General features: G+C 58.9%; 13 protein-coding genes. 6 read left to right on the top strand and 7 right to left on the bottom strand.

Features of this window, described 5'->3' with window-relative positions; all coding sequences use genetic code 11:
* Window positions 1–219: 219 nt before the first annotated feature.
* The 3 genes from QWZ03_RS08815 to gyrA form a co-directional block, all read right to left on the bottom strand.
* On the bottom strand, window positions 220–651 hold the full coding sequence (locus QWZ03_RS08815; protein WP_284196899.1) for a PaaI family thioesterase: 432 nt from the start codon (window positions 649–651) through the stop codon (window positions 220–222).
* A gap of 2 nt (window positions 652–653) precedes the next feature.
* Complete coding sequence (locus QWZ03_RS08810; RefSeq protein ID WP_290332352.1) at window positions 654–1,133, bottom strand: PaaI family thioesterase; 480 nt, start codon at window positions 1,131–1,133, stop codon at window positions 654–656.
* Window positions 1,134–1,219: 86 nt separating this feature from the next.
* Window positions 1,220–3,838: a DNA gyrase subunit A gene (gyrA, locus tag QWZ03_RS08805; protein ID WP_308447019.1), complete on the bottom strand. Its 2,619-nt coding sequence runs from the start codon at window positions 3,836–3,838 to the stop codon at window positions 1,220–1,222.
* A gap of 190 nt (window positions 3,839–4,028) precedes the next feature.
* On the opposite strand from gyrA, the gene QWZ03_RS08800 reads away from it, so the two are divergent.
* From QWZ03_RS08800 to QWZ03_RS08780, 5 genes are all read left to right on the top strand, one after another.
* Window positions 4,029–4,700, top strand: coding sequence for an OmpA family protein (locus tag QWZ03_RS08800; RefSeq protein WP_290332351.1), 672 nt, complete (start codon window positions 4,029–4,031; stop codon window positions 4,698–4,700).
* A 144-nt stretch (window positions 4,701–4,844) separates the two neighbouring features.
* Window positions 4,845–5,444: an outer membrane lipoprotein chaperone LolA gene (gene lolA / locus QWZ03_RS08795; protein WP_290332350.1), complete on the top strand. Its 600-nt coding sequence runs from the start codon at window positions 4,845–4,847 to the stop codon at window positions 5,442–5,444.
* A gap of 161 nt (window positions 5,445–5,605) precedes the next feature.
* Complete coding sequence (locus QWZ03_RS08790) at window positions 5,606–6,922, top strand: replication-associated recombination protein A (protein ID WP_290332349.1); 1,317 nt, start codon at window positions 5,606–5,608, stop codon at window positions 6,920–6,922.
* A 159-nt stretch (window positions 6,923–7,081) separates the two neighbouring features.
* Window positions 7,082–8,362, top strand: a complete 1,281-nt coding sequence (gene serS, locus QWZ03_RS08785; protein WP_290332348.1) for a serine--tRNA ligase — start codon at window positions 7,082–7,084, stop codon at window positions 8,360–8,362.
* A gap of 64 nt (window positions 8,363–8,426) precedes the next feature.
* Window positions 8,427–9,173: an SDR family oxidoreductase gene (locus tag QWZ03_RS08780; protein ID WP_290332347.1), complete on the top strand. Its 747-nt coding sequence runs from the start codon at window positions 8,427–8,429 to the stop codon at window positions 9,171–9,173.
* A gap of 81 nt (window positions 9,174–9,254) precedes the next feature.
* Here QWZ03_RS08780 and QWZ03_RS08775 read toward each other — a convergent pair whose 3' ends face one another.
* From QWZ03_RS08775 to bsrA, 3 genes are all read right to left on the bottom strand, one after another.
* Entirely contained in the window at window positions 9,255–10,850 is a 1,596-nt protein-coding gene (locus tag QWZ03_RS08775; protein ID WP_290332346.1) for a phosphoinositide-specific phospholipase C-related protein, read from the bottom strand.
* 1,428 nt (window positions 10,851–12,278) lie between these two features.
* Window positions 12,279–12,677, bottom strand: a complete 399-nt coding sequence (locus tag QWZ03_RS08770) for a hypothetical protein (RefSeq protein ID WP_290332345.1) — start codon at window positions 12,675–12,677, stop codon at window positions 12,279–12,281.
* Between the two features lie 119 nt (window positions 12,678–12,796).
* Window positions 12,797–13,729 (bottom strand): LysR family transcriptional regulator BsrA, encoded by a 933-nt coding sequence (bsrA, locus tag QWZ03_RS08765; protein ID WP_290332344.1) that lies wholly within the window; start codon window positions 13,727–13,729, stop codon window positions 12,797–12,799.
* An 84-nt stretch (window positions 13,730–13,813) separates the two neighbouring features.
* On the opposite strand from bsrA, the gene QWZ03_RS08760 reads away from it, so the two are divergent.
* Window positions 13,814–14,983, top strand: a complete 1,170-nt coding sequence (locus QWZ03_RS08760) for a sterol desaturase/SRPBCC family protein (RefSeq protein WP_290332343.1) — start codon at window positions 13,814–13,816, stop codon at window positions 14,981–14,983.
* Window positions 14,984–15,192: 209 nt separating this feature from the next.
* Here QWZ03_RS08760 and QWZ03_RS08755 read toward each other — a convergent pair whose 3' ends face one another.
* Window positions 15,193–15,930: a substrate-binding periplasmic protein gene (locus tag QWZ03_RS08755; RefSeq protein ID WP_290332342.1), complete on the bottom strand. Its 738-nt coding sequence runs from the start codon at window positions 15,928–15,930 to the stop codon at window positions 15,193–15,195.
* Between the last annotated feature and the right edge of the window lie 258 nt (window positions 15,931–16,188).

Below are 16,188 nucleotides of genomic sequence, written 5' to 3'. Positions count from 1 at the left end.
GAAGCGGTCATTCCCGGGTACAGCACATCACCTTGCGGGGTAGCGGCCTAGCGCCCAACCGCCCCCGAGAACCTTCCACGCACCGTGCAAGCTGGGTTTCCGTCTCGGCGGCAAGGCCAGGGGCGTGGATTTCATCAGGGACAAGCCTCCGATATCAGGCCGCCCTGTCGTCTACTCAGTCCGTCATCACCCGCCAGTGACTGGCTTTCATCACAAGCGCTACGACAGCAGAAAATGCGCACGCGCCACTGCTACCGGCTTGCTTTCATCTTCCTGCCAGGCCGTCATGCGCACATTGGCAACGCGCTTGCCCTGCTTGGTGATATCGCAGCGGGCATACAGGCTCTGGGCCTTGCCCGAGCGCAGGAAGTCCAGCGAGAAATCAATGGTGCGTGGCACTTCGGCCGACTCTCGCGCCCAAACCAGATGCAGCAGCGCGGCGTTTTCCATAAAGCCGCCGATGGCGCCGCCATGCAGTGCCGGCAGATGCACATTGCCGATATTGTGGTCGCTGAAGGGCAATTCAAACAAGGGCTGCCCGTTTTCTTCACGCATCACCACACCCAGCAGCTTGGCATAGGGTATCTGGTCGATGATGCTGTCGTAGTTACCGCTTTCCTTGGCGGCATGCAGGATTTCCAGTTGCACCATGGTCAGGCCCCTTCCTTCTTGCTGCCCAGTTGGGCCTGGCTGGATTCACGCATAAACGTTGCCACACCATGGGCGATGGGCTGGTCGTTGCCTTCCTGGTAAGCCGTAGCCCGGGTAAAGGCGATCTGCCGGCCCAGGCGGTAGCATTCGGCCGTGCAGTACACCGGCTGGCCCGGCGTGGCGCCGCGCAGGTAGTCGATGCGCAAGTCCAGGGTGGCAATGGCCTCACGCTCGTTGAGCATGGAGAACACCGACAGCGCACTGGTAGTATCGATCAGCGAAGTCATCACCCCGCCGTGCAATACGCCCGAGCGCGGGTTACCCACCAGAGCGGTGTTATAGGGCACACGCAAGGTCGCATGGCCCCGTTCGCCCATGACGAATTCAAGGCCTATGGTAGCCGAGTGCGGTATCTGGCAGAACCAGTTGGCCACATCCTCGAACAATGCCGGATTGAGTACCGGCAGGGGCAGGTTTTGCATCAGAAAGCTCCACAGGGTGGGCACGGCGGGCTGGCCTTGCATCAAGCATAGCCATCACCCGCCCTCGCGGCACCCCGATTACAAGATCAGGCCTCGTCGCCGGCAGCGGTTTCGCCACCCACGTCTGTACCCAGATCCTCCATGCCTTCTTCTTCGGCTTCTTCTTCTGTTTCTACTACTTTTTCAATGCCCGAGAGCTTCTCGCCCTCGTCCAGATTGATCAGGCGCACACCTTGGGCGCTACGGCCTGTCTCGCGCACTTCAGCCACCGAGGTGCGTATCAGCACGCCGCCAGTGGTAATCAGCATCAGGCCGTCGGTCTCGGTAACCAGGCTGGCCGCCACCAGCTTGAAGCCGGTTTTCTCGGTCAGGTCCATGGCGATCACACCCTGGGTACCACGACTGGTATGGCGGAACTCGGCAATCGCCGTGCGCTTGCCATAGCCGCCGTCGCTGGCTGTCAGCACTTGCCAGTCTTCCGAATCGGCCACCAGCAGCGAGATTACCTTCTGATCCTCCGCCAGCGACATGCCACGCACGCCACGAGTATCACGGCCCATCGGGCGTACATCATCCTCGTCGAAGCGAACGGCCTTGCCGCCATCGGAGAACAGCATGACCTGATGGCTGCCCGAGGTAATGGCTACCCCAACCAGCTGATCACCCTCGTCGAGGTTGACGGCAATGATGCCCAGCTTGCGCGGGTTGGAGAAGGCCGACAGCGGAGTCTTCTTCACGGTACCGCACTGGGTGGCCATGAACACGTAATGGTCGTCGGTAAATGCCTTCACCGGCAGGATGGCATTGATCTTCTCGCCGTCCTGCAGCGGCAGCAGGTTGACGATGGGGCGCCCGCGCGAGGCGCGGCCACCTTGCGGCACTTCGTAGACCTTGAGCCAGTAAACCCGGCCCAGCGAGGAGAAGCACAACACATAGTCGTGGGTATTGGCCACGAACAGGTTATCGATGAAATCATCGTCCTTGGTAGCCGTCGCCTGCTTGCCACGGCCACCGCGCTTCTGGGCGCGGTATTCATCCAGCGGCTGGGCCTTCATGTAGCCTGTATGCGACAGGGTCACTACCATTTCTTGCGGTGTGATCAGGTCTTCCAGGCTGATATCCTCGCCAAACGGCACGATCTCAGACTTGCGGCCGTCACCAAACTGGGTCTTCAGCTCGGTCAGCTCATTGGCAATGATGTCGGTAATCCGTTCGGACTTGGCCAGGATATCGAGCAGGTCGACGATCTTTTCCATGATCTCGCGGTATTCGGCTTCCAGCTTGTCCTGCTCCAGACCGGTCAGGCGCTGCAAACGCATGTCCAGGATGGCCTGCGCTTGGGCTTCGGACAGGCGATAGCCGTTGGCCTTCAGGCCAAACTCGGCCGACAGCCATTCTGGCCTTGCCTCGTCGCTAGCGACGCGGGAGAGCAGTTCTTCCACCAAAGTGGAGCGCCACTCGCGGCTCATCAGCGCAACCTTGGCCTCTGGCGGCGTAGCAGCGGCCTTGATCAGCGCAATCACCTCGTCCACATTGGACAGCGCAACAGCCAGGCCCTCCAGGGTATGGGCACGCTCGCGGGCCTTCTTCAGCTCGTACACGGTACGGCGGGTCACCACTTCACGGCGGTGGCGCAGGAAGGCTTCCAGTATCTGCTTCAGGTTCAGCAGGCGCGGCTGGCCATCGACCAAGGCCACCATATTCATGCCAAAGCTCGATTGCAGCTCGGTCTGCTTGTAGAGATGGTTCAGCACCACCTCGGGCATCTCGTTGCGCTTGAGTTCGATATAGATACGCATGCCCGATTTGTCGGATTCATCGCGCAGGTCGGAAATCCCCTCGATCTGCTTATTGCGTACCAGGTCCGCAATCTTTTCGATCAGGGTCTTCTTGTTCACCTGGTAAGGCAGCTCGTCGACAATGATGGCCTGCTTGTCGCGGCTGACTTCCTCAATGTGGGTACGGGCGCGCATCACCACACGGCCACGGCCGGTGCGATAGCCTTCACGCACCCCGGCAATGCCGTAAATAATGCCAGCGGTGGGGAAATCCGGCGCCGGGATCAGATCGATCAGCTCGTCTATGCTCATGTCGCTGTTACGCAGCAGCGCCAGCGCACCGTTGATCACTTCGCCCAGGTTATGGGGTGGGATATTGGTGGCCATACCCACGGCAATACCGGTGGAGCCGTTAACCAGCAGATTGGGCAAACGGGTGGGCAGAACCGAGGGCTCCAGCTCCTTGCCGTCATAGTTGGGGACGAAGTCGACGGTTTCCTTGTCGATATCGGCCATCAGTTCGACCGAGATCTTCTCCATGCGGCACTCGGTGTAACGCATGGCCGCCGCGTTGTCGCCATCAATGGAGCCGAAGTTACCCTGGCCATCCACCAGCGTGTAACGCAGCGAGAAGTCCTGGGCCATACGCACCAAGGTGTCGTAAATGGCTGTATCACCGTGCGGGTGATACTTACCCATGACGTCACCGACGATACGGGCGCACTTCACATAGGGCCGGTTCCAGACGTTGTTGGCCTCCTGCATGGCGAACAGCACACGGCGGTGTACAGGCTTGAGGCCATCCCTCACATCGGGCAACGCCCGCCCCACGATAACGCTCATGGCGTAGTCGAGATAGGAGCGACGCATTTCCTCTTCGAGGCTTACCGGGATGGTTTCTTTGGCAAATTGTTGCAAATCGGTCATTTTTGGGCGTCTAGGGCGGGCGAATTAAGCAAAAATTTTACCACGCGCAGCTATCCGTCTCCAATTTGGCGTCAATTGTCATATTCTCCTGATTGCGGCGCGCTTGCAGCGTCAAGTAAACTCGGCCCCGACGTCGGTTCGGTTCGTATGACCGTCGCTAAATTCCATCCTGTCTTAACGGAGAATAACTATGCAGAAGATGAAGCGTACCCTGGTCGCCCTCGCTATGAGCGCAATCGCCGTTTCGGCTTACGCTGGCAAGGATGGCTATGCCACCGACCCGCGTGCCGCCGTTGTAAAGAACAACTATGGCGAATGCTGGCGCACCAGCTCCTGGAGCAAGGACAAGGCTATCGAAGAGTGCGATGCCGATCTGATGCCCAAGAAGGAAGTGGTCGCCCCGGCTCCGGCACCCGTAGCACCTGTGGTTGAGGCCCCCAAGCCCGCCGTTCCGGTGAAGATGGAAAGCCTGACCCTGAACGCCGCCGCCCTGTTCGATCTGAACAAGTCCACTCTGAAGGACGAAGGCAAGCAGGCACTTGACGCTGTTGCCGGCGTGCTGCTTGAGCGCAAGTACGATGCCAGCAAGACCCGCATCAACGTCGTGGGTCACACCGACCGCATCGGCAAGGATGAATACAACCAGAAGCTGTCGGAAGAGCGCGCTGCTTCCGCCCGTGCCCACCTGGTTGAAAAGGGTATTCCTGAAGGCATGATCACCTCCGAAGGCAAGGGCGAATCCAGCCCGGTTACCCAGCCTGAAGATTGCAAGAAGGTACTGAAGAACAAGAAGAAGCTGGTTGAGTGCTACGCACCTGACCGCCGCGTGGAAGTCGAAATCTACGCTACCGTTCAGCAGTAAGCCTTAGCCCGTTGTAAGGCAAAGCCCCGCCTCGTGCGGGGCTTTGTCTTTTCTGCAGCAGTGTTGCTGGCTGGGGCATTCAAGGCCGGTTCAGGCACCCGTGGTAGACTGGCTGCCTGTTATCAGCTCGCCATCAGGCCACCCATGCGCCCCTTACTACTGCTATTGTTGACCCTGCCCGCCTTCGCCGGCGGCCTGGAACAGCTCAAGGGCTTTTTGTCCCAGACCCAGGCCTTTACCGCCAGCTTCCAGCAAACCGTCAGCCAGAAAAGCGGCAAGCAGCAGCAAGCCAGCGGCATCATGGCCATCCAGCGGCCGGGCCGCTTTGACTGGAACTACGTCAAGCCTTACGAGCAGCGCGTCGTCGGTGATGGCAAGCAGCTGTGGATCTACGACCCCGACCTCAACCAGGTTACCCGCAAACGCCTGGACCAAGCCCTGGGCGACAGCCCGGCCGCCCTGCTGGCCGGCAGCAACGACCTCGAAAAATCCTACAAGCTGACCGATATGGGCAGCCGCGACGGGCTGGAATGGATAGAAGCCACGCCCAAGAACCGCGACAGCGGCTTCGAGAAGGTACGCATGGGCTTCAAGGATGCCCAACCCATGGCCATGGAGCTGGCTGACAGCTTTGGCCAGACTACCCTGATACGCTTCAGCAATATCAGCCGCAACCCCAAGCTGGACGCCAACCGCTTCAACTTCGTGCCGCCCAAGGGCGCCGATGTGGTAGCGGCTGATTGATCAAACCCGGCATGGCCTCGCGCAACCGCCACGACACCAGAATGTGCAGGCGGCGAGCGCAGACGATGTCGATAGCTGGTTGAGGCCATAGCACCCGGCGAAACACGGCAGATCGCGTTTCGAACCGGCCCCCTACCTCATCAGGAAACCAAGCAGCACCCATGTCAGACCTGTTTACCCAGACCCCGCGCCCTCCCCTGGCCGAATCCTTGCGGCCAGCCACCCTGGCAGAGGTGATAGGCCAGACCCATCTGCTGGGCGCCGGCAAGCCGCTGCGGCTCGCATTTGATGCAGGCAAGCCACACTCCATGATCCTGTGGGGCCCGCCAGGGGTAGGGAAAACCACCCTGGCAAGGTTGATGGCCTCGGGTTTTGACGCCGAATTCATTCCGCTGTCGGCGGTTTTCTCCGGGGTAAAGGACATACGGGCGGCCATGGACGAGGCCGAGCGCTACCTGCAACGTGGCCGGCCCACCATCTTGTTTGTCGATGAAGTCCATCGCTTCAACAAAAGCCAGCAAGATGCCTTCCTCCCGTTTGTGGAGTCCGGCCTGATCACCTTTATCGGCGCCACTACCGAGAATCCCTCGTTCGAAGTCAATTCGGCCCTGCTGTCACGCGCTCAGGTCTATGTACTCAAAGCCCTGACCGAAGCCGAGTTGCGTCTACTGGTGGCACGTGCGCAAAGCAAGTCGCTGGGCCATCTGCAGTTTGACGACACTGCGCTGGCTACGCTGGTGGGCTACGCCGACGGTGACGCACGCCGACTGCTCAATCTGTTGGAGCAGACCGATACGGCGGCCAGCACAGCGGGTGTCAGCCAGATCGACGGCGAGTTTCTGCAGAATGCCCTGAGCCTGAACACACGACGCTTTGACAAAGGCGGCGACGCTTTTTACGATCAGATCTCCGCACTGCACAAATCGGTGCGGGGCTCGAACCCGGACGGTGCCCTGTACTGGTTCTGCCGCATGCTGGATGGCGGCACCGACCCACGCTACCTGGCCCGCCGCATCATACGCATGGCATGGGAGGACATCGGCTTGGCCGATCCACGCGCAGCACAGATCACCCTGCAGGCAGCAGACACCTATGAGCGACTGGGTTCGCCCGAGGGTGAGCTGGCGCTCGCCCAGGCGGTGATCTACCTGGCCGTGGCCCCCAAGAGCAACGCCGGCTACATGGCCTATAAGGCCGCCCGCGCCTTTGTGGCCAAGGATCAATCGCAGCCCGTGCCGGAACATCTGCGCAATGCACCGACCAAGTTGATGAAGCAACTGGGCTACGGTGCCGAGTACCGCTACGCCCACAACGAGGATGATGGCTACGCCGCAGGCGAGCGCTACCTGCCGGACGGCATGGCCGAACCCGGTTGGTATCAGCCCGTGGCGCGGGGCCTGGAAGCCAAGATCAGTGAGAAGCTGGCACACCTGCGCCAGCTCGATCAAGCGGCGCGATCTAGCAAGGACGGCGTGTAAGCGCCTGGCGTATGCCAGATGCCACGCTGTCCTGTCTTTCTGGCCGTCCGGCCATGTAAAGCGTTGAAAATCATTCATGCCCGGCGCGCTGGCGGTTAGAATCCGCCCCAAACCCGCTATTTGCCGTTTAGTGCATACCGAATACAGAACAGGCTCGTCATGCTAGACATACAACAACTCCGTAACGATCTCGACGGCGTCGCAGCACGCCTGGCCCAGCGCGGCTTCGCGCTCGATACCGCCGCCTTTGCCGCCCTGGAACACGAGCGCAAGGCCCTGCAGACCCGCACCCAAGACCTGCAGGCCGAGCGCAATGCCAAATCGAAGGCCATAGGCCAAGCCAAGTCGCGCGGCGAGGATGTCGCCCCAATCATGGCCAGCGTGGCCAATCTGGGCGACGAGCTGAAAGCGGCCGAGCAAAGCCTGGCGGCGCTGCAGGACAAGCTCAACGACATGTTGCTGCACATCCCCAACCTGCCGCACGAGTCGGTACCTGTGGGTAAGGATGAAAGCGGCAACGTGGAGCTGCTGCGCTGGGGCACCCCGCGTGCCTTTGACTTTGAAGTCAAAGACCATGTGGATATCGGTACGCCGCTGGGCCTGGATTTCGAGACCGGCGCCAAGCTGTCGGGGGCACGATTTACCGTGCTCAAGGGCCAGATCGCCAAGCTGCACCGTGCACTGGCGCAATTCATGATCGACACCCAGACCGAAGTGCATGGCTATACCGAGGTCTACACCCCCTACATCGTCAATCCGGAAGTCCTGTTCGGCACCGGCCAGCTGCCCAAGTTTGCCGACGATATGTTCCGGGTTGAGCGTGGCGGCGAAGACGGCCAGACCCAGTACCTGATCTCGACCTCGGAGATTTCGCTGACCAATACCGTGCGCGACAGCGTGCTGAAGGCCGATGAACTGCCCATCAGGCTCACTGCCCACTCGCCTTGCTTCCGTTCGGAAGCCGGCAGCTACGGCCGCGATACCCGTGGCCTGATCCGCCAGCATCAGTTCGACAAGGTGGAGATGGTACAGATCGTGGCGCCCGAGCAGTCGTACCAGGCGCTGGATCAGATGCGCGGCCATGCCGAGGCTATCCTGCAAAAGCTCGAGCTCCCCTACCGGGTCGTCACCCTGTGTACCGGTGACATGGGTTTTGGCGCGACCAAGACCTACGATCTGGAAGTCTGGCTGCCGGCACAGAACACCTATCGCGAGATCAGCTCGGTGTCGAACTGTGAAGCCTTTCAGGCGCGCCGCATGCAGACCCGCGTCAAGAACGAAGCGGGCAAGAACGAGCTCGTGCATACCCTCAACGGCTCGGGCCTGGCAGTAGGCCGTACCCTGGTTGCCGTACTGGAGAACTACCAGAATGCCGACGGCACGGTAACCATACCGCAGGTGCTGCGCCCCTATATGGGCGGCGTGGACAAGCTGGCCTGATACAGCCAAGACCAACGGCCCTGCGGGGCCGTTTTTCATGCCTGCGCTGACAACAAGGAATCGCATGGGCCAAACCGTCATCATCACCGGCGCCAGCCGGGGCATAGGCGCAGCCACCGCCTTGCTGGCCGCTCGCCACGGCTATGCCATAGCGGTGAACTACCTGCGCCAGCAGGCAACGGCCGAAGCGCTTGTTGCGCAGATACGTGCCGCAGGGGGCGAGGCACAAGCCATCCAGGCCGATATCGCACAAGAGGCCGATGTGCTGCGTCTGTTCCAGCAGGCAGAACAGATGCTGGGGCCCTTGCGCGGTCTGGTCAACAACGCCGCCAGGCTGGAAACCCAGATGCGGCTGGACCAGATGGGGGCAGACCGTCTGCAGCGGGTCTTTGCCACCAATGTCATCGGCAGCCTGTTGTGCGCGCGGGAGGCAGTCAAACGCCTGTCCACTCGCCACGGTGGCAAGGGTGGCGCCATCGTCAATGTATCGTCTGCAGCAGCCCGCTTGGGTTCGGCCAACGAATACATAGACTACGCAGCCAGCAAGGGGGCAATCAACACCCTGACATTGGGCCTGGCACGGGAGGTCGCCGCCGAGGGCATACGTGTCAATGCCGTGCGCCCTGGTTTTATCTATACCGACATGCATGCCGATGGCGGCGAGCCAGGCCGGGTGGATCGGCTTACCCCGCAGATCCCCATGCAGCGTGGCGGCCAGGCCACCGAGGTGGCCGAGGCCATACTCTGGCTGCTATCCGACGCTGCCTCCTACACCACCGGCAGTTTTATCGAGGTCAGCGGCGGCCGATAGCTGTCGCAGCACTGGCCAATAATCCGCAGTCAAAAAAACAGCCCCTGCCAGAAAGACAGGGGCTGTCGTTGCACCACGCGGTCAGCGGTTGGTTTTGCTATCCCACTTGGCCCTGCCAGCGCCGTCATAGATCACCAGGTTGCCGTCGGACTGCAACACCAGCCGCGTACCACTGCCGTGAGTACTGCTATCCCATTTGGCCTTGTTGGCGCTGCTGTACACCACCAGATTGCCGTCGTGCTGGAACACGGCATAGTTGCCGCTGCCCTGGGTTGAGCTGGCCCACAGCGCATCGCCCACCACTACGCCACGATCCAGACGATACAACACCAGATTACCATCGCCCTGCATCACCAATTGGCGCCGACGGGTACTGATGGATTGATTGGCCCGCAGCGTCAGACCACCCGCCGCAACTAGCACTTCGCTGCCCAGGCCCGCCGGGTTGGCGCCACTGAGGCCATTGACCCGCCAGTCGCCTTCGTCCACCTGGTCGTCATGGTTGAGCCACACTGCCTCATGGCCCGCAGCCACCCTGGCAAGCTTCAGCTTCTGGTTGTCCAGCGCATTGGCAGGCACCCGGAAATTCGCACCACTGCCATATTCGGCCAGGCAGGCAGCCTGACCCCCGGCAAATGCGCCTGCGGCGCGGGTCACCACCCAACCGGCGGTGCTGTTCTGGCAGGCATAGGGCAAGCTGTTGCTGCAGGCACGGTCATCCCAGCGGCCACTACCAAATTGCACCGCGCAGTCTTGGTTGCCGCCGTTGTTATTGGGCTCGCCCTCCGACCAGCTCCACACGCCCGCGGCCAAGCGGCCATCGGTGGTCACCATATTGTCCAGCGCCACGATATTGGCCCCCTCCCGTAGTGCCGTGCTCACTTCGTTGGCATTGAGGTGATCCACACTGCCGCCGCTGACATAGCTGTTCAAGGAGCCCACAATGGTCCTGTCTTCCCACACACGGCCAACATCACCCAGGCCGGTGTAGACCATATTGGCCCAAGATCCGTTGCTGCTGCAGCTCTTGCCGCTGAAGATCAACACCTTCTTGCCCGCCGCCATCACCTGGGCCTTGGTCAGGCTAGACGGTATCGCCGCGCAGCCATTGCTGGTGTAGACCCAGTTGCCTATACGCTGGTTAACCTGGTTATAGGCATCCTGATGGTGCCCATTCATATGATCCTCAATATAGAGAATCACCACCTGGTTATCGCTGTCACTGCTGTTGAGCCAATTCTTCAGCTCATCCAGGCCCTCGGTCAGATATTTGTCGTTGACACTGCACACCCCCTTGCCGCCGTTATGGCACAACAGCAAGCGCTTGGGGTAGCTGATCAGGCTTTCCATCTTGGTGGTCCAGTGCGCATCCATCTCGATAAAACGTGCCCCCATGCGCAACTGGTCGTAGATCGAGTGTTTTTGCTGCGGGTCCTGGTAGCGGCACCCCACCTTGAGATCGCACGCCTCATAAACAGCGGAGTTGAAGCTGTTGTGGGTGCCCATCATGCTGTTGTCCGCCAGGGGCGTGTAAACCTCCAGCGAGCGCTGCAGCGACAGTGCCTTGCCGCTCCAGCTCTGCTGGAAATCACCTATGCCATCAGCCCAGGCCGAGCCACCGCCCAGCCCCACCGCGATCAAGCCGGCCAGGCTCAGTTGCAACAGATTCCTCTTCATTGTTCTCTCCTTTGTCTGTGTGTCTTTATGACGTCGCATTGCACCAGCCACGACTGCGGCTGACGGCGGCAGATTAGGGAGAGATTGTGGATAAATTATGGAGATTGGATTTTCGATAGGGAAATACTTAGATCAGACAGGAAGCCCCAGCCTTGCTCGCTTGGCACAAATTGGGCTGCGAGCCAGAGCGCCTATATCGAGTCGTTCAATGGGCGCTTGCGGGACGCATGCTCGAAAACAGCCCGTCCACAAAGGGCAGATTGCCCTTACACGGTAGATGTGAAGCACTTATCCTTTTGTGCGTACATGCAATCAGAGTAGACAAGGCTATCGTGCAAAAGAAGGTCAAACCAACGAATAGGCATCAGTGGCAAAAATTTCTGAGTGACTGGCTGGGTTTGGCGGAAGAGCTATGCCACAGTGGCTACTGACTGAAACAACAATCCGACTTCGCGACCTGTGTAACAGCCCCCTCCCCACAACAACCTTATCTATTGCACACCTATTCTAAATTCCCGCTGAACAACAGGGTCAATAAAAAAATAAAGGCAAGCAACGCAAGTTATGGCAATAACGAAAATCGCACACTTTCGTTGCCAAGCAGGATACTGAAAAAAAGCCTCCCTAACATCCGCCAACCACCTCACCCTACCGCTCAACTTTCTCTTTTTATTTGACACCAACAAGTTCTGAGCCGCCCACACCAAATAAATGAAAAGAAAACCCAAAGAATACACCCAAGACACAAATGGATGATATGCATAGTGAATCCGAACATACGTCGCAAACAATAGACCCATCGCCACTATTAACGAACTAATGATTAATCTCACCCCACCACTCCTCTCGCATCACCTTCTATCGTTGCTATCGCAAGCGCAATCAAACCGTTACAGAATCTAAGTGCAACCGCACAAAGAGCCGCAACGGAGGGTTTAGAAACGCCAACAGTGCCACACAGCACTTTTAATCGTCCCATGACATTCCGAACTCTTTGATTATATGAGCAGATGGCAACACCAACGCCATACCGAGGGCAATATTAAAAAATAGCGATGAGCACATCCCCATGCCGAACATCATGCCACCCAAATATGTGATGTATGGATCACGCTCACCTTTGGAAAACCCCAAAGAAATCGGGATAGCCACAAACGCCCCCAAATGGAGCGCACTAACGAATGGGTTCTCTACTAACACACCCACAAATCCAAATCTCTCAACCAAGCCATCGACCAATAATGGATCCAAATAGCTTAGTATGAACAAAGTCAAAATCAGAAAAGAAAATCCCCACATAATAAATGTTGGGGGCGAAAAGCATCGTGCAAATGAAAATCGACACAATGTCATTGATCCTCCGACCAGCTTTTATTCATTGCCTCATGTGATTCGGCAAAGTCCGTTCTCCCTGCCAATCACGTACACTCATTTGCGTCGCCGATCTTCACTATCTCCCGGCTCAGACTCGGACTTAAGCCAACCGGTAAGCAGCAGCACAAGTAAATAGCCACCCACCAAGCTACCGATAGGGAACAAGGGAAGTATCAAGATACTATAGCCAATGCCGACATACCGTCCCCAGGCCTTGTTGCTAGTGATGGCATGGGCTACCAGAAACAGGCTGATATCGACGCCAATCAGGGCCACCGCAAGGGCCGCCTTTCCGGATTGCGAGTATTGCCATGAAGGCATGGCCCAAAAAACCGCAAGGCCCAGCCCGATGAGCAGCGCACCAAGTATGCCCAGGAGGCGGAACGCCTGGCCTGCACGTTTGTTCAGCATCGTATTGCTAGCCCGCCCTGACTTGTTATCCCGCAATGTCATGCCGTTCCCACTCCTCGCGTGGCGCTTACCCTCTGCCATGCCGTCACGAACTATCACCTTGTCTCCTGGTCGGCCGGTGCCTGGGGGACAATACAGGCTCGATCCACCGACTACCCGCGTCACTCGCCCCTCTCCTCAACCAATACCGCAACCGTTTCGGTGACCTGCCTACGCAGCCAGCGCAGGCCGCTATCCGCCTCTCGGCTCCGGTGCCAGATCAGGCTGACCTGCACTGGCGGCACGACCATAGGTAGGGGATGTAACGTAATCGGCAGGTAGGTGGCGAAATGCTGAGCCAAGCGTAACGGCATGGTACCCAGCAATTCGGAGTCCGCCACCACGGCCGGTATGCTCATGTAAAAGGGAACATGGAGTGCCACGCGGCGTCGGACCTTGGCCGATCCCAGCACGATTTCCAGCGGCGAACCACGGCCAGCCCTGGCGGGTATCGTCACATGCTCGGCAGCCTCGTAAGCGGCCATATCCAGACTAGCACTTGCCAGTGTAGGGTGATCTCGCCGGGCGATCACCACCAGCTGCTCCTCAAGCAAGGGCACATAAGCCAGCTCGGGCTCATCAAAATGCAGGTAATCAATTGCCAGATCCAAGTTGCCCGCGGCCAGACGCACCGGCAACTCATCAGCCACATCAGGCTGCACCCCCAGGCGCACACCTGGCGCCAGGGTACGAACGCGCGCCCACAAGCGCGGTAGCAAGGCGAACTGGGCATAGTCATTCATGGACAGCGCAAAACCCTGTTTGGCCTTGGCAGGGTCGAAAGCGGGCGGCGGAGCCAGGCTGTCCTGCAGCAGCTTCAGCGCCGCACTTATAGGCCCATGCAGCGACTGGGCGGTGAGCGTCGGTGTCATGCCACGGGCGGTGCGCACGAACAACGGCTCCCCCAGCTGCAGGCGTAACCGTGCCAAGGCATTGCTGACCGCAGGCTGGCTCATGTGCAGCCGCAGCGCCGCGCGTGTCAGGTTACGCTCTAACACCAGTGCATCAAACACACGGAGCAGGTTCAAATCCAGCTGATGCAATTTCACGTTCATGAATAATTATAGGCACGAATATCCATTAGAAAGATAATCTTACCGCAGCTAGTCTAGGCATCATCACACCAAAGGATGCCAGCAATGCTTCCGCAGCCATCAGCCAGCGCAATCTATCCCAGCCACCTCGATCATGATGTAGCCGACTTCCGTGCGCGGTATCGGGCAACCATTTCGCCACACTACAACCCTTGGCTGCATGGCGGCTTCGTGCTCGCCTATGGCCTGGCGTGCATGGCTTTCTTCTGGAGTCGTATTGATGGGCCGCTGCGACTACTAGATTGGCTGGCACTGCCCATGGCACTGCTGCTCGCCAACTGGGGCGAATACACCATCCACCGCCGCCTTGGTCACCACAAGACACGGCTAGGCAGGCTCTTCTACAAACGCCATACCGGCGACCACCACAGTTTCTTTGCTGAGCATGCAATGCAGCCCGACGGCCCACATGACTGGCGAGTGATCCTGTTCCCACCCTGGCTGATCGTGCTGGTCAGTGCCGGTCTGGCCCTACCGGCCTGGGCACTGCTGCAAGCTCTCAGCGCCAATTTTGCAGCCTTGTTCGCAGGCATGCTGATGGGTAGCTATCTGCTCTATGAGTTTGCCCATGCTTGTGAGCATCTGCCCGATAGCCATGCGCTGGCCCGCCTGCCTGGCATCCGCACAATGCGTCAACTGCACGCACTACACCATCGCCACGGGCTGATGCGCGATCACAACCTGAATATCGTGTTTCCCTTGATGGATTGGCTCTATGGTAGTCTCTACCGTGAAGACCAACATGGCGCGGCGATCGTGCCAGACCTGACTCGGATGCGACACACCATCGATGTCGCGGCCTCGCCCATGGCGGTGCTCAACTATGCCTCGACGGCCACGGCATGGCCGCAATGGCACCCGTCCTCGCTGGCGGTATATGCGGCACCAGGACCCTTAGCCGCTGGCTGTCATTTCAATGAGGACATCCATGCCGGCGGCCGACGAGGCAAACTCAACTGGCAGGTAATCGCTCACCAGCCTGGCGAGCATTGGTCTGCCGAGGCCCAAGGTGACCATGGCTTGACGCTGCATCTGGCTTATGACTGCTCACCAGTTCATGGCGACCCTACTCGCACCGTATTTGAACGCAAACTGGACTACCGACTGCCAGGCCTCGGTTGGCGGCTGTACAACTACCTGATTGCACGACGGCGGGTGGAACGGGAATCGCGGCTATCCCTGCAACAGCTCAAGCACTGTATCGAGCAAGTCTAAGCACGCCCAAATCGAGAGGCCGTCGTCCCCTCCCGCAATCAGCCAAGCAGCGCAGCGTGGTATGGCGATTGGCCTAGCAGGATATGGGCCCAAGTCACCTCGTTAACTACCCTCCAGCTGCTTGGGCACAGCCCGCAGCAAACGCTTGAGCCTCGACCCTGAACATCATTGCCTTCCTTTGGATCCAGCACCCGCATACGGCCACTCAGTCAGTTGAGGCTGTACTTAGCCAATAGCGCCTTCCAAGCCGGGTCTGTTTTGCTCGCGGCCATGACTTCGTCCAGCGCAGTCACCAGCTTGTCTTCAGCCTTGGCTGCAAAGATATGCCGGCTAAAACTGATGTGCGGCGTAGCAGAAACATGCAGTTTGCCATCAAGTCCATTGTGTTTGATGAGGTAGCGGTAAATGGACTGCGACATGATGGTTACATCCGAGCGCCCAGAGGCAACCTTTTGCAGGTTGGCCAGTTCGGTAGCTACGTCATCGCGATAGATATCCTTGCCGAAGCGCTCCTCCAGACCGGCGTACTTGTTACCCAGTATGCCGGCAAAGCGCTTACCCTTCAGCGTATCCGGATTGACGTATTCAATCTTCTTAGCAGGATGCGAGAGTACTCCGTTGGCATCTTCCATCAGTACGGCAGACCATCTGAAGCGTGTCTTGTCCGCATCCCCCACAAATTGCGGGCTCATGAACAACACCACCCCTTTGAACTTAGGGTCATTGATCACCGTACTATTCAGGCGCTCACGCGGCACGGTACTGAGCGTGAACTGGTACTTCCCCTTCAGCTTGCCATTCAGGTAAGACACCACATCCGCTGCCAGGCCACCTTGCCCCACCACAAAAGGCTGTGACTGATAGGTGTTGTAAGCCTTCAAGGCCTCCTCTGCCATCGCAGGCGCCACTAGGCTCAGTAACAGCCCATACCGGATCAAACCCATCATGGTCTCCTTGTCGGTACAGATAGGCGGGCCACACCCCTTGCCTGGCGACATGGCATAACCGCTCAAACAGAGATAACCCATCCCCGCCAGTAACGCCGCCAGCGCCACACATGCAACGCCCTTGACTCACAAAGCATAGCAAGTACAGCGCGGATTGCATTTGCCGCTGCCTACGCAGCTTCCATCCCCAAACCCAAACCCGCAAAGCAAAAGCCCCAGACTCTGCTGAGTCTGGGGCTTTCAAGGGGAGCCTGGCGG

Origin of the sequence: Chitinimonas viridis, from assembly GCF_030409555.1 — a bacterium.
GTDB classification, from domain to species: Bacteria; Pseudomonadota; Gammaproteobacteria; order Burkholderiales; family Chitinimonadaceae; genus Chitinimonas; species Chitinimonas viridis.
The sequence above is the reverse complement of the archived record's forward strand: the minus strand, read 5'-3'. Positions and strand labels throughout refer to the sequence as shown.

Excerpts from the sequence above, each read along its gene's own strand:
- QWZ03_RS08815 (WP_284196899.1), bottom strand. The coding sequence starts at position 651 with ATGGTGCAACTGGAAATCCTGCATGCCGCCAAGGAAAGCGGTAACTAC.
- QWZ03_RS08810 (WP_290332352.1), bottom strand. The coding sequence starts at position 1,133 with ATGCAAAACCTGCCCCTGCCGGTACTCAATCCGGCATTGTTCGAGGAT.
- gyrA (WP_308447019.1), bottom strand. The coding sequence starts at position 3,838 with ATGACCGATTTGCAACAATTTGCCAAAGAAACCATCCCGGTAAGCCTC.
- QWZ03_RS08800 (WP_290332351.1), top strand. The coding sequence starts at position 4,029 with ATGCAGAAGATGAAGCGTACCCTGGTCGCCCTCGCTATGAGCGCAATC.
- lolA (WP_290332350.1), top strand. The coding sequence starts at position 4,845 with ATGCGCCCCTTACTACTGCTATTGTTGACCCTGCCCGCCTTCGCCGGC.
- QWZ03_RS08790 (WP_290332349.1), top strand. The coding sequence starts at position 5,606 with ATGTCAGACCTGTTTACCCAGACCCCGCGCCCTCCCCTGGCCGAATCC.
- serS (WP_290332348.1), top strand. The coding sequence starts at position 7,082 with ATGCTAGACATACAACAACTCCGTAACGATCTCGACGGCGTCGCAGCA.
- QWZ03_RS08780 (WP_290332347.1), top strand. The coding sequence starts at position 8,427 with ATGGGCCAAACCGTCATCATCACCGGCGCCAGCCGGGGCATAGGCGCA.
- QWZ03_RS08775 (WP_290332346.1), bottom strand. The coding sequence starts at position 10,850 with ATGAAGAGGAATCTGTTGCAACTGAGCCTGGCCGGCTTGATCGCGGTG.
- QWZ03_RS08770 (WP_290332345.1), bottom strand. The coding sequence starts at position 12,677 with ATGACATTGCGGGATAACAAGTCAGGGCGGGCTAGCAATACGATGCTG.
- bsrA (WP_290332344.1), bottom strand. The coding sequence starts at position 13,729 with ATGAACGTGAAATTGCATCAGCTGGATTTGAACCTGCTCCGTGTGTTT.
- QWZ03_RS08760 (WP_290332343.1), top strand. The coding sequence starts at position 13,814 with ATGCTTCCGCAGCCATCAGCCAGCGCAATCTATCCCAGCCACCTCGAT.
- QWZ03_RS08755 (WP_290332342.1), bottom strand. The coding sequence starts at position 15,930 with ATGATGGGTTTGATCCGGTATGGGCTGTTACTGAGCCTAGTGGCGCCT.